General features: G+C 37.0%; 12 protein-coding genes. 8 read left to right on the top strand and 4 right to left on the bottom strand.

Features of this window, described 5'->3' with window-relative positions; all coding sequences use genetic code 11:
- Nucleotides 1-469: 469 nt before the first annotated feature.
- The 4 genes from F938_RS18705 (at nt 470) to F938_RS24885 (ending at nt 5719) form a co-directional block, all read left to right on the top strand.
- Nucleotides 470-4597, top strand: a complete 4128-nt coding sequence (locus F938_RS18705) for an RHS repeat-associated core domain-containing protein (protein WP_227567250.1) — start codon at nt 470-472, stop codon at nt 4595-4597.
- Nucleotides 4597-4986, top strand: a complete 390-nt coding sequence (locus F938_RS18700) for a hypothetical protein (protein ID WP_005034252.1) — start codon at nt 4597-4599, stop codon at nt 4984-4986. The genes F938_RS18705 and F938_RS18700 overlap by 1 nt, the downstream gene beginning before the upstream one ends.
- A gap of 273 nt (nt 4987-5259) precedes the next feature.
- Entirely contained in the window at nt 5260-5556 is a 297-nt protein-coding gene (locus tag F938_RS24805) for a hypothetical protein (protein WP_227567252.1), read from the top strand.
- A gap of 34 nt (nt 5557-5590) precedes the next feature.
- The gene (locus F938_RS24885) at nt 5591-5719 is read left to right on the top strand and encodes a hypothetical protein (protein WP_009587170.1); all 129 of its coding nucleotides are present in this window, start codon (nt 5591-5593) and stop codon (nt 5717-5719) included.
- 50 nt (nt 5720-5769) lie between these two features.
- Here F938_RS24885 and F938_RS18685 read toward each other — a convergent pair whose 3' ends face one another.
- Nucleotides 5770-7995, bottom strand: coding sequence for a primosomal protein N' (locus F938_RS18685; RefSeq protein WP_005034245.1), 2226 nt, complete (start codon nt 7993-7995; stop codon nt 5770-5772).
- A 168-nt stretch (nt 7996-8163) separates the two neighbouring features.
- On the opposite strand from F938_RS18685, the gene gspF reads away from it, so the two are divergent.
- The 3 genes from gspF (at nt 8164) to F938_RS18670 (ending at nt 10459) form a co-directional block, all read left to right on the top strand.
- Nucleotides 8164-9369 (top strand): type II secretion system inner membrane protein GspF, encoded by a 1206-nt coding sequence (gene gspF / locus F938_RS18680; RefSeq protein WP_005034243.1) that lies wholly within the window; start codon nt 8164-8166, stop codon nt 9367-9369.
- Between the two features lie 35 nt (nt 9370-9404).
- Nucleotides 9405-9842 carry a type II secretion system major pseudopilin GspG gene (gene gspG / locus F938_RS18675; protein ID WP_004825310.1) on the top strand — a complete coding sequence of 146 codons (438 nt, stop codon included), beginning with the start codon at nt 9405-9407 and terminating at the stop codon, nt 9840-9842.
- 281 nt (nt 9843-10123) lie between these two features.
- On the top strand, nt 10124-10459 hold the full coding sequence (locus F938_RS18670) for a hypothetical protein (RefSeq protein ID WP_005034242.1): 336 nt from the start codon (nt 10124-10126) through the stop codon (nt 10457-10459).
- An 84-nt stretch (nt 10460-10543) separates the two neighbouring features.
- Here the strand turns inward: F938_RS18670 and F938_RS18665 are convergent, their stop codons facing one another.
- Complete coding sequence (locus tag F938_RS18665; RefSeq protein ID WP_005034240.1) at nt 10544-10801, bottom strand: DUF2798 domain-containing protein; 258 nt, start codon at nt 10799-10801, stop codon at nt 10544-10546.
- 696 nt (nt 10802-11497) lie between these two features.
- On the opposite strand from F938_RS18665, the gene F938_RS18655 reads away from it, so the two are divergent.
- Nucleotides 11498-11836: a tRNA-binding protein gene (locus tag F938_RS18655; protein ID WP_005034238.1), complete on the top strand. Its 339-nt coding sequence runs from the start codon at nt 11498-11500 to the stop codon at nt 11834-11836.
- Between the two features lie 81 nt (nt 11837-11917).
- Here F938_RS18655 and lnt read toward each other — a convergent pair whose 3' ends face one another.
- On the bottom strand, nt 11918-13477 hold the full coding sequence (gene lnt / locus F938_RS18650) for an apolipoprotein N-acyltransferase (RefSeq protein WP_004825301.1): 1560 nt from the start codon (nt 13475-13477) through the stop codon (nt 11918-11920).
- Nucleotides 13474-14313 (bottom strand): HlyC/CorC family transporter, encoded by an 840-nt coding sequence (locus F938_RS18645; protein ID WP_004825299.1) that lies wholly within the window; start codon nt 14311-14313, stop codon nt 13474-13476. The genes lnt and F938_RS18645 overlap by 4 nt, the downstream gene beginning before the upstream one ends.
- Nucleotides 14314-14386: the final 73 nt, after the last annotated feature.

The raw sequence follows: 14386 nt of genomic DNA, 5'->3' as shown, positions 1-14386 counted from the left end.
ATAATTTCTTTAAATTTAAAGCCTTAAAATAATGGATTTTTTTAACGTGCTTTTTAAAGCAAAAATCATCTAAATACTTCTAAACCTAGCCTTTTATCGATGTGTGAGGTTACCATCAAGATCAATATTATTAATAACATATGATATTTTTGACTTTTGTAAGATGTCTACGATAGGGTGGATTATTAGGGATGAATTTTAATTTTTTTACTTTATTTTTATAAATTTTGGCTTTTAATACTTGGATTTTTAATAAGAATTTTCAACCAACCGTTATTTAGAAAGACTTAATAAAATCAGAAAGTAATTAAAAAATACAATTGATAATGATTATTATTACTGAATTGGTTGTGTTAGCGTGTCCTATAACTCGAACTTATAGAGAATAACAATGAAAATATTCGTATCTTTGATTTTTTTAATTTTTTTTCCAATTAAAACGTTTGCTGTGTCAACGTTAGAATGCAGAATGGGTTCGGACTCGGAAGAGGAATACAATGAGTGTATTTACGGTGGGAATAGTGGCATAGGGTCATTGCCGACAATAACCGTCACAGCGACAAAACCCGATCCATTTCCTAGTGGAATTTATTACCCTTGGAGTGGCGGTAGCGGTGGGGGAAATTCGGGTTCTGGTGATCGTGAGGTTATTTTTCCCAATTCAACACAAACGGAGTGTTCTACAGACACTACTGCTAATCCTATCGTGATTGCAAATGGAAAAAAGATCCAACAAGAGCAGGACTTTCTAGGCTCTGGTGAAATGCCATTAGCCTTTGTTCGATATTATGATTCTTTTGCGAGTGGTTCTGCGAACTTCTCAGCCAATGGTAAGTGGCGGCACAATTTTGACTATCGTTTAGCCAATGATGCTCAAGGAAGAAAAATTCGAAAATTACCAAACGGTGAAAATTACTACTTCAATGAGTTGATGCTGCTTCAGGGAACTCGTACAGAAACCAATGTTATTTTACCCGATGGTGGTGTTGAAACCTACACACTAGATGGACGGCTACTTCGTAAAAAGAATGCTCATAATATTGGCTGGGTACTTTCTTATGATGAAAAGCAAAGATTAATTAAAGTGACACATACCAATGGGAAAACGGTGGTTTTAACATGGAATCAAGATGGTATGTTGGGCTCAGTGACAGATCCATCAGGGAATATTTATCTTTATAATTACGATTATAGATATAGATACTCTAAAAGAATTGGATTCACCAAAATAAAAATCCCATATCTTGTTTCTGTCACTTATCCAAATAGTTTAGGTTCGCGAGCATACCATTATGGAGAGAATGGTGCAGGTAGTCAGGTACTGAGTGGGATCTCTGTAAACGGTACCCGTTACAATAGTTATTCTTTTAATGGAAATAAAGCGATTCAAAGTGGTCGTAGTGATGGTACACAAGTTGATAACTTGGTTTTTGCCGATAATTATACAACAGTGACAAATCCTTTAGGTGCTGTATTTAAGTATATTTATACCAATAATCAAAAAAATAAACTCGCAAAAATAGAAAGAAGTGGGGTCAATAATTGTCCAAATAGCAGTGCAACCACCACCTATGATGACAATGGGTATGTGATTTCCAAAAAAGACTGGAAGGGTATAGAAACACGCTATCAGCGTGATGGTTTTGGACGAATTACACAAGAAATATCAGGTATCCAGAACAATAACCTTGCCAATGCTCAAATCAGAAATTATAGCTATCTTGAACGAACAAATTTAATTACTCAAATCCAAATATTGGATGGTTCTAATCGTTTAATTCGGGATGAAGTATATAGCTACTATGGTGTGAATGAATCTGCGAGTTATCGACTTAAAAGTCAGAACATCTGTAATAAAACAGGGACAGTCAATTGTCGTGCAACGGGCTATGGCTATAGTTTACACAGCAATGGAATGTTGAGTGCTGTTGTGATCAACAGTAATGGTAAAAATACAATTTATCAATATGATTCTGAAGGGAATTTGATTCAAAACACCAATGCATTAGGGCATGTAACATATTATTCAAATTATAATGGCTTAGGATTGGTCGGTAAAATTACCTATCCAAATGGTTTGATCGAAAACTATCGTTACAATGCTCGTGGTCAAACGACTCAAATTACACAAATACTTGATCAGAATCAGATTCGGACTCAAATATTTGAATATGGACCATTTGGTGCCACGCAGATTGACCGTAATGGCGTGAGAGAATCTATCTATTACAATAATAATGGCACAGTTTCTCAAATTACTCATGGTCGGGGACGCGAGGTTTTAAATAGCCAAGAATACCAGTATTCAAATCTTGGGCAACTGTTGAGCGTTCGCTATAAAGAAAGCGGTTCGGTTCGTTACTCCAAAGCCAATCAACATAATCAACTTGGTTGGACCACTGCGGATCTCGGTAACAATGGGCAAAACCAACGTTATGAATATGATGCAAATGGAAATGTCATCAAACAAACAGACTCTTTGGGCAATATAACGTCATATTCTTATGATTCACAAGGCAATATTAGTCGAGAATCTCGTAGTGATGGCTCATCTGTTACTTATTCCTATGATGCTTTTGGACAATTAACTAATATCAAAGATGCTAAAGGGAATATAACGACATATGCTTATGATGGGTTTGGTCAACTGTTATCAACAAACAGTCCTGATACAGGAGTGACCCAATATCAATATGATAATGATGGTAATTTAATTCGTTTAACACGAGCAAATAATGTTATTACAACGTATAGCTATGATGCTTTAAATCGTCGTATAAAGGCACAATCAGGCAATCAAGTTCAAACTTGGGTTTATGACAATTGTACTAATGGTATTGGACAATTGTGTGCAACAGCAGATGGAGTGACTTCCACAGGTTATGGATATACCAAAGACAGTCAGCTTGCGGTAGAAATCAAAACAATCGCTGGCGTTACTTATTCAACCTATTGGAGCTATGACAATCTCGGCAATTTGATTGGTGAAAGCCGTGAAAATGACAACAACAAAGTCATTTACGAGTATGACCAATTAAATCGAGTGAGTGCGGTTAAATTTAAGACAGGTTCATCCACACAAACAGTAGTCAATAATGTCACTTATGAACCCTATGGTGGCATTAAAAGCTGGACTTATGGCAATGGTTTGTCACGACAAACCAGCTATGATCTAGACTACCGTTTAACAAATATAAACTCACAAGGCGTACAAAATTTAATTCATCGTTATAATGCCAATAACTGGATGACTCAAATTAATAATGGTTTAGATGGTAATAAAACAACTAGTTATCTCTATGATGCTTTAGGACAACTCAATGTTGCTTCTTCAGTGCAATACACTGAAAGATGGCAACAAGACAGTAATCACAATCGGATCAGTCGTACAGGTCATAGCAATGCTGTGACGAATTATGTAATAGGTCAAGGAAATCGCTTAAGTAGTACCACGGGCGCTGAAGCAAAAAGTTTTAGCTATGATAGTGTTGGTAATCTAATCCAGAAAACTGGTTATGGCGGAACAGTTAACTATACTTATGATGGCTTTAACCGTTTAAAAAGTGTCAATACCGGTACTACGGTAAGTTATGACTATGATGTTTTTAATCTCCGTAGCCGTAAATCTGGCAGTGGCGGAACGATTAATTATATTTATTCGGTTGATGGTCGCTTATTGGCTGAAAGCCCACTATCTAGTTCGCAAAATGGTAGTTTGTCTAAGATTTATATTTGGTTGGGTGGTCAACCGATTGGATTCGTTACAAACAATCAATTTTACTATATCCATAATGATCATTTAGGTCGCCCAGAGATCATTACAGATGTAAATCAAGCTATAGTATGGAAAGCACAACTCAGTAGTTATGACAGTGCAGTAGTTCACAGTAGTATTGGGGACTTTAACTTAGGTTTTCCGGGGCAGTATTTTGATGTTGAAAGTGCGCTTTGGTACAACTGGAATCGTTACTATGATGCCAGTATAGGGCGTTATACTCAGAGTGATCCGATTGGCTTGGCGGGTGGTTTAAATACCTATGCTTATGTAGAAAATAATCCGATTAGTTTTATTGATGAAAATGGACTTAACCGAAGACTTCCAAATCCATCTAGTGGATCAGCCTTTATTAACTATCAAGCGGCATCCTTAATAAATCAAATTCGGAGATATGATCCTTCGTTTAGCTATCCAACGATTAGTAATACTTATAGCCCAGCAAGATATACTCGAAATGATATTAATGAATTAAACCAAAACCTACGTAATGCCCAAGCATCAGGTCAATGTGGAAATGGTGTCGCTAATCCAAGACGAGTTAATGAATATGAAAAAATTACTAATCTTAGACCAACTCATGGTCCAACAATGAGTAGGAAAGATTTAAAAGAGCTAACGCAAAGTATTAGGCAACAAGGTGTGAAAGTACCAGTTACTGTAACAAAATATAATGGTCAACTATATATTCTTGATGGTCATCATAGAATAATTGGAGCTAACCGATCGGGAATATTTGAAGTACCGATTGAAAGAGTTGAATTACCATACGGTTATTACAGAACACCAGCAGATCTTATGTACACACCAGGAGGATATTAATGGATATTATTTATTCTATTCGCGCAAACATAATCTCTTGTAGAAATGTTTTGTTAAATGGAAATCCAAAAGAGCATATTGTTGATTGTCTTCAATATGTTATTGATAATTCCTCATTCGTTCCTGTAGAGAGTACGCGTAGAATACTTGATTTCTGTTTAAAAGAGGTATTATTACAAGTTCATTCTTCGGATTTTCGTAGTGCTGGAATGATTTTGAATTTAATACACAATCTACCGCTAGATAAAGAAAAAGAAGAGGTATGGGATGTTGACTATTTTTTGTCTTCAGAATTAATTACCTTTTTGCGAAATTATAAAACTATTATATCGGCAAGAAAAATAGCTTTTTTTGTCTGTAAAGAGCTAAGTTCAAAGTATGTTGAATGAAGAGGACTGGGGTAAAATAAATTATTAAATTTTTATTAGCGCGGTAATCCTTAAATAAAGAGATGACTTGTAATGGAGAAATAGAAATTGTTGACTAAAAACATATTATTCTTATTTTCTTTAATTATAGGTATTCTTTTAATAGGATGTATTTATTTGATTTCTACATTTCATAAATTAAATTTTGTGGAGTCTAATCTATTAAAATCTAGAGTTATCAATGTATGCATGAGGATGCCAAATGAGAAAATTCCTAGTTATTTTTGGACTTCGATGGATTATGAAATTAAAAGAATTAAATTTATAGATCGTAATCAAAGAGTAAAATTTTATACTGCTATTTTAGTTGTCTGTGGTGATAAAATTTCAAGAAATCATGAGCAAAGCTTAATTTTTTACGAAAATGTAAAAATTGAAGATACTGAATTATTAATAAATAGCTTAAAAGAATTTATAAATAGGCATAAATATAAAAACGTATCTGGAGGTGAAATTCAAATGTTAGAGAAATGGGTGGAATATTTTAATGTGAAGTTAAAAGAGAAAAGCTATGAAAATATCCATAATTAGCTTTATTTGTCTGATGATTACTGGGTGCAACTTTATGAAGGTAGACCGCTGTTTGGATAAAGGTGGTCGTTGGGATAAAGAAAAACAAGAATGTATCTACCTTGATGAGTTAAACAAAATTGCTCTGAGAGGTGGTTTTGAAATACCAGAAAAATTTAAATGATATTGAATACTTACACCACTTCTAAAATACCGAACACAAACAACAGCGACTCAACTCAACTCTTGTGGATCAACATCAATCGTTACTTTCATTGTAGAGGGTTTTTGCTGTAGTAATTGGGTCCACCATTGATGCACATAAAAGTGCATTTTTGCTCGATCTTGTGAAAGCAATACCACATGTGCTTGGTAACGACCTGCTTTCCGCTCCATTGGAGCTGGAATAGGTCCCCAAATATCGATTAAATGTGGTTCCGACATTTGACGAAGTAATTGCGTCATTTCAGTCAAAAACTTTAGATTTTCTTCCTGATGTTTAGATTCACAACGTATCAAACTGGCATAGCGAAAAGGGGGAAGCAAAGCGGCTTGACGATCTTTTAAGGTTTGCTTGGCAAAGGTTCGATAGTCATTGTGAATCAAAGTATTTAATAAAGGATGATCAGGTCGAAGTGTTTGCAAATAGACTTCTCCTTTGTTCTCTCCACGACCTGCCCGACCTGCAACTTGAATAATCAATTGGGCTGTACGCTCTGTTGCTCGAAAGTCGACACTGAGTAAACCTGCATCTATATCTAAGATTGCAACCAAAGTGACATAGGGGAAATGATGCCCTTTAGCGAGCATTTGCGTCCCAAGCAAAATCGTGGGTTCACTTTTTTGAATCTGATCATAGATTTTCTGCCAACTGCCGACACGGCTAGTTGAATCCCGATCGACGCGAAGTACAGGAAAGTTGGGGAATAATTCAATTAAGGTTTCTTCAACCTTTGCAGTTCCCATGCCGATTGGTTTTAATTGTTGTTGATTGCATTGTGGGCAGGCATCAGGCAAGCGATTAATCGTCCCACAATGATGACAGTGTAAATGCTGATAAGGTTTTAAGTGTAAGGTAAAGTGTGCATCACAATTTGGGCAGTTGGCTTGCCATCCACAACTTTCACAAATTAATACAGGTGCATAACCGCGACGATTTAAAAAGATTAAGACCTGTTCTTTTTTATCTAAACGCTTTTTAATTTCCCCGATTAAAACATCACTTAAGCCATGTTGCTTCTTAGCAACTTTTAAATCAATCAAATGCATTTTCGGCATCAATGCGACGCCTGCACGTTGATTTAATTCAATACGTGTCAGCTTTTCTTGACGAGCCAAATAATAGCTTTCAATACTTGGTGTGGCAGAACCTAAGATAATTGGACAATTTTCTAAATGCGCACGGTATAACGCAACATCACGGGCATGATAACGGAAACCTTCTTGTTGTTTAAATGAAAGATCATGCTCTTCATCCAGAATAATTAAACCGAGATTAGGTAAGGGTGTATAAATTGCAGAGCGAGTCCCTAAAATAATAGAGGCTTTACCTGTTTGTGCATGTTGCCATGCTTGTAAACGTTTGCTGTCATTTAAACCGGAGTGAAGCAATGCAATATTGCAATGAAAGCGTGACTGAAAACGGCTGATGGTTTGTGGTGTTAAGCCAATTTCAGGGACTAAAACAAGCACTTGTTTGCCTTGTTTCAGTACTTCGTGCATCACTTGTAAATAAACCTCAGTTTTACCACTTCCCGTTAAACCATCTAACAAAAATGCTTGATATTTCTTTAGTGCCTTTAAAATCGTTTGGATGGCTTTCTTTTGATCTTCATTGGGAGTGAGTGGCAACTGAGCCAATTGAACTGGTTCAGGTTGAGTATTTTGAGGTTCAAGTGCAAATTGGATAATTGCTTTTTTCTCAAGCACTTTTAGTGTTGCTGTTTCAATACCACTCAGATTTAGGATATTTTCCTGCGTTGCTTTTGGATGTAATTTTAGAATTTTATAAGCATCTTGTTGTTTTTCAGAACGCTTTACTTTGTCTTCAGCATGTAAATCTATCACTTTCCAAACACGAGCCAATAAATCATAAGGTTTACCTTGGCGGAGTAATGTAGGAAGGGCAGTTTGAATCACCTCACCAATTGGGAATTGGTAATATTGCGATGACCATGTCAATAAATTTAAAACTTTACTGTCTAGAATAGCGTGATCATCTAATAGTTCAATAATTGCTTTGAGTTTAAAATGAGAGTCTATAGGTTCATCAATCGGAATTTTTTTTACAATCACCCCAACAAGATTTTGTCGTCCGAAAGACACAGCAACACGTGCACCGATTTCTGCCTGTGCGTACTGTTCAGCACTCACTTGATAGTCAAAACAGTCATTCAAATACACTGGAACAGCAACTTGAACACGATAAATAGTTTGTGGTGTAACAATGGTATTCGGCATTTTAAATTCAGTGGCTCATTAATTTAGTGAGGCTGTGATGAAATTGTTTCATGTCCATATTCGGCTTGTGTTAGAGTGTAACCGTCATTGATAGACATGAATATGAATGATTTATAGGGTATGACGCAACAGCGTAATCAAAAAATTTGGGAAAATTAGAGCATAACAATGCCAGCATATCAATTTACTGCGCTTGATGCTTCAGGAAAGCAGCACAAAGGCGTGTTAGAAGGTGATTCAGCTCGCCAGATTCGTCAACAATTACGGGATAAAGAATGGATTCCTGTAAGCGTAGATGCTGTTGAACAAAAAGACAAAAATAAAAGTTCGGGTTTGTTTCAACGTAAATTTTCAGCCTATGATTTGGCACTCATGACACGTCAGCTTTCCGTTTTGGTTGCTGCTGCAATTCCACTTGAGGAGGCTTTACGTGCCGTTGCCAAACAAAGTGAAAAAGTCTACGTGCAAAATCTTTTGCTTTCTGTACGTTCCAAAGTTTTAGAAGGACATTCTCTAGCACAAGCGATGCAACAAATAGGGCGTTTCCCTGATTTATATATTGCGACAATTGCTGCGGGTGAGCGTTCAGGGCATTTAGATTTAATTTTAGACCAACTTGCAGACTACACGGAAAACCGTTTTGCGATGCAAAAGAAAATTCAAGGTGCAATGATCTATCCGATTATTCTCATGTTTATGTCTTTTGCAATCGTTATGGGCTTGATGACTTATGTTGTTCCAGACATCGTCAAAACGTTTGACCAAAGCAAACAGGCTTTACCTTGGATTACGGTGGCTTTGATGAAAGCCAGTGAAATTATTCGGCAAGCTTGGCCATTTATTTTGGTTGCCAGTGTGGTGGGAATCTTCTTACTGATTCGTTTTTTACGAACATCGGCAGGGCATTATGCTTTTGATCGTTTAACGCTCAAACTGCCATTAATTGGTAAATTATCTCGTGGTATAAATGCTGCACGTTTTGCCAGTACCTTGTCCATTCTCACTCAATCAGGTGTGCCTTTGGTCGATGCTTTAAAAATTGGCGCAGCCGTGAGTAGCAATTGGGTCATTCGTGATGCAGTCAATGTTGCTGCAGAAAAAGTGACAGAAGGTGGGAATTTGGCAACGCAATTGGAGCGCTGTGGTTATTTCCCACCAATGATGGTACAAATGATTAAAAGCGGTGAAGCTTCTGGTGAGTTAGATCGAATGCTAAGTCGTGCATCAGATATGCAGGATCGAGAAGTATCTTCATTTATTTCAACCTTATTGGCCTTGTTGGAACCGTTAATGTTGGTATTTATGGCGGGTATTGTTTTAGTGATTGTGATTGCTGTCATGTTGCCAATCGTCAATATGAACAATATGATTTAAGCCAATTATTTTTATAAAGAATAGAGAGTAAGTAGATGCTACGTAAGATGAATAGGACTCGTCAGTCAGGTTTTACCTTAATTGAAGTGATGGTTGTGATTGTGATTTTAGGTGTACTTGCCGCTTTGATCGTGCCGAATGTGATGGGACGTGGAGAAAAAGCCAAAGTTGATACCACAAAGATTACTTTAAAAGGTGTGGCAGGTGCACTTGATCAATATAAGTTGGACAATGGTCATTATCCAAATAGCCAAGAAGGTGGTTTAGATGCGTTGGTCAACCAACCTGCAACAGCGAAAAACTGGTTACCAGGTGGTTATGTTAAAGGTGGCTATCCAAAAGACAGTTGGGAAAATGATATTCAATATGTCATTCCGGGTTCAGAAGGTCGTAAGTTTGATTTATATTCTTTTGGTGCCGATGGTAAACAGGGCGGCGAAGGAAACGATGCTGATATTTATTACCAGCCATAATTAAAAGTATTTTTTGCAGTACTTTATGGAATTAATCACTTCACTTTATCGAGATAATAAATGTGGAGTGAAGTGATAATATTTCTTATTTGATAAATATATTATAAGCCATTGAAATTTATCAATTATATTAAATAATTAATGTTTGAGAGTTATAATAAGAATTATTCCCATATTTGATAGTTACAAGAATGATAAATTGTGAATAAAAATAGACTTTTTATTTATTAAAAAGCTTGCATAATAGTTCTCAAGGCAATTTAAATTGCTTGGAGGATGAGATGAAAGCATTATTATTATCAGATGAAATTAGCCAATTTCATTGGACGATGCTCAAATCTGTTCTTTTAATTTTGAGCTTATTGCCGATTAGCCAGTTTTTTTTAAACCTTTGGCAAAATGCTGATGCCAGTAGTCAAATCGTGATTGGGTTTATGGCGATTAGCGTATTTAGTGCATTATCTATTATCAGTTTTTATAATGCTTTAAATTTAACGGTGATTCAGTTAAAAACTGAATTCTCATCATTATTAGAACAATATTTAGTACGTTTATACCGTTATGTTCCTATGCTGTTTCTAGCAGGCATGTTGTCATATTTAGTGACTCAAATTTAATTGGTGCGTTAAAACCGAGGAAATGTCCTCGGTTTTTCGTTTCTGTGTTTTACTGTTTTGATTAAAAACTGAAATTTAATCCAATTAACTCGGTTGAACAATAAGCATCGTTATTTTACGCACAATCGGTAAAACCAGAAGCAATACTGGAAATGCGATCAGCCATGAAATTCCCCATGCTGAAACCCACGTATTGACGGAAAAATTGTCGAAACCCATACTTCTCAACGTACTAATACATGACACAATAAAGGTCATAATAATTGATAAAAAGAAAGGCATTACAATTGCAGTATAACGATTTGGAATTTTTCTTAAATAAAAAGATTGAGATTTTTGCATTTTTTACTCCGTAAACCAACAAACGCCAGTGCCACATCAAAATATTCAAATTTTGAAAAAAAATAGCTCCAAGCCTTGTTGGAGATATGTTGGCACGTTGATTGACGTAAACGTTTACGGCTTTATGATCAGCACAGCTAATGTAGCATAAAGCGAGAAACAATTGAAAGAAAAAATCAGTGAATGGCAGGTAAAGTATAGCGACATATAATTGAATTAGATTCGTTTTTTAAAAATTTGATATGTTGAATAAATGTCCTTTTTAAATGATTCATTGTCCATTTCATATAAGGTCGATGGGGCTAAATTTATTTAAGATGTTAGGGCTGTTGACATTTCATAAATGGCTTGCGCTGTAGGTTAAAATTGAGCAGGCATGAGGAATATACTCCGCAAGGAAAGGAAGAGAATAGCGAGACTATTTTCAAGTTTCATAACACCGGCTGAGATAATTTGAACCACAACCCTGAGCAAAAAAAGCATGACTTTGTTTGTAGCGCAAGTTGCAGCGGGGGGACTCGTGTGTTTTGTATCGCTTCGTCGTTCCCCTGTAAAACAGTGTTTCTCATCATTTAGAGTGGCTAAATTTCGTATTTTTTGCCTAGTGTCGGCTAAAAACACACATAGTCGCAAACATAGGTGAATTGTCAGCAGATCCTAGATATTTATGGTGATCAATAGAAAGAGGGAAACCAAATGCAACAAATTGAATGGAATGACTTTCTTAAAGTGGAATTACGTGTAGGAAAAATTATTCAAGCTGAAGTATTTGAGAAGGCGCGTAATCCTGCCTATATTTTACATGTCGATTTTGGAGAGGAGATTGGTGTTAAAAAATCCAGTGCGCAGATTACCCAACTCTATCAGCCTGAAAACTTAATTGGAAAGTTGGTCGTTGCTGTGATTAATTTCCCAAAGAAACAAATTGGTCCGATTCAATCTGAGTGTTTAGTAACAGGTTTTCATAATCAAGATGGGCATGTTGCCTTGTGTGTCCCAGATTTGGATGTGCCTTTGGGGACCAAGTTACTTTAATACATTATGATATATCCGTATCAAAAACACCTCCTTTATGATGCATAGAGAAGGTGCTTTTGATACGATTGGGGGACTGCTTTAGCGTCGTGCTTTAAAACTGATGTCGACTGTTTTAGGGCGATAAAACCAACCTAAAATTAACAATAAAAGCGATAAAATTAAAATCGGATAATCGCTAAAACGGGTATACCACGTCTCACCTTGCATTGCAGGTAAATCCCCACGCAGAACCGCTTTCTGATCTACAGGCGCTTGTTTTACGATATGTCCATTGTGGTCAATAAAAGCAGTTACGCCTGTGTTGGTGGCACGGATAAACCAACGCCCATTCTCTTTGGCACGCATTTGAACCATTTGCAAATGTTGTAATGGACCTGCAGTTCCCGTAAACCATGCATCATTCGAAACAGTCACTAAAAAATCACTGTTGATCGCATTACGTCGGGTAAGATTTGGATAAGCAACTTCATAGCAAATCGCAGCAGCTAAATCATGTCCTTTAATATTAAAAGGCTTTTGATTCGATGCACCTTGAGAAAAGCCACTCATCGATGGATCATTTTGCAAAGCGGGTAAGACCCAAGATAACAATCCAGAAAGTGGAATGTACTCACCAAAAGGGACTAAACGTTGTTTTTTATACAAACCTGAAGAATCTGCACCAGAAGCCATCATGCTGTTGTAATACATTGGATAGCCATTCTTTTTTGATTCTTTTAAATCCCAATAAGGAATGCCTGTCACCCATGCAGTACCCGAGCTTTTGGCTTGCTGATCCATCATATCCAAAAATTGTTCAATATCTGTTTGAAATAGGGGAATGGATGATTCAGGCCAAACAATAAGATCTCTACCCCATTCAGTACGACTTAAGTTGACATAAATTTCTAAAGTCTTGACTTGGTATTCGGTTAACCATTTTAAATCTTGAGGAATATTACCTTGAATGAGCGATACAGAGAGCGGTTTTTCAGCTTTCGGTTGTACAAAAGTGATAAAAGAAGCTCCCCAGGCGCCAAGCAAAACAACAAGCGCAGGGACAACCCAAAACACTTTCCTATTCAGGATTTCCACCACGGCACAGGCAAGAAGAATAACGGCAAAAGACACCGCAAATACACCAAATAAAGGCGCATAACTATCTAAGAATCGTTCAGTGAACGCATATCCTGCAAACAACCACGGAAAACCGGTGAACACCCATGTTTTAGACCATTCAAAGATGATCCAAAGCGGTGTAAACGTTAATGGGGTTTCAGGGAAAAAACGACGATAAACCCATGTCTGGACTGCCGTAAATAGCCCCATCACAAATGCCATAACTGCAATCATCAATACGCTGAGGACTGCATTGGTATCACCATAAACGTGGATGGAGGTATAAAGCCAAAATGCCCCAACAAACCACAGTCCAAAGCCATAGCTAAGACCTATGGCAAAGGCTTGACGAGGACTACGACCTTTTAAGCAAGCGTAAAGTAAGGCTGGTGATAAGATTGCCAGCCACCACCAATAATAAGGTGCGAGTGCTAAACTAAACACTGCACCTGAGATTAATGCGATGACTAAAGGGAAAATGAGGGGCAATTGTTTTTGTTGTTGTGATGAATTTAACAGCTTGTCAAAATAGGCTCTCATTTACGTACAGCTCGAATCAGATGAATAGTGCGGGCATCTGCTTCAACAATGGTAAATTGCCAATCTTCAAGTTCAACCACTTGACCTTGAAGATCACTGACCAAACCAATTTCCTGAAGCAGTAATCCGCCCATAGTTTCTACTTCATCATCGGAAAATTCAGCATCTAAAACATTGTTAAAATGTTCAATTGGTGTAAGTGCTTGCACAATCCATGCATTGGCTATGTTATGGGTGGTATCAGGAATGATAAATTGAGCTTCTTCATCGGCATTGTCATGCTCATCTTCAATTTCGCCAACAATTTCTTCAAGAATATCTTCCAAAGTCACCAAACCAGCAGTTGAACCATATTCATCAATGACAACGGCAATATGAGTCTGGGTATTTTTTAACATTCTCAAAACTTGATCTGATCGCGCACTTTCAGGGACGAATAAAGGCTGGCGCATTAATGCATGAACATCTACACCAGAGCTACGATTGGTTAAAAATGGCAATAGATCTTTTGCCAATAAAATCCCTACCACGTTTTCAGGTTGGTCAGATGAGAAAACTGGAAAACGTGAATGTGCGGACTCAATCAGCACATCTAAAATATCAAGAAGTTGGTCGTCTTCTTGCAAGCTCACCATCGCTGTGCGAGGGGTCATTACTTCACGAATTTTTGTGGCAGGAAGGTCTAACACGCCCTCTAACATTGCCACAGTATCGGGTTCTAAAAAACGACGTGAATCTTGTACTAATTTTAGCAGTTCATCGCGGGTTTCTGGTGCTGTACCTAACCATTTGCGTAAGCCACGCATTCCCCACGACGGGCCTGATTCCTCGTGCATGATCTTTCCTAAAGACTCTTAATATCTAGTAAATGTTTTTTTATCATACCGAAGAAAATACAGATGTCTATCT

Origin of the sequence: Acinetobacter bereziniae LMG 1003 = CIP 70.12 (assembly GCF_000368925.1) — a bacterium.
GTDB lineage: Bacteria > Pseudomonadota > Gammaproteobacteria > Pseudomonadales > Moraxellaceae > Acinetobacter > Acinetobacter bereziniae.
Note: the sequence above shows the minus strand (reverse complement) of the source record. Positions and strands in the feature narration are given on the sequence as shown.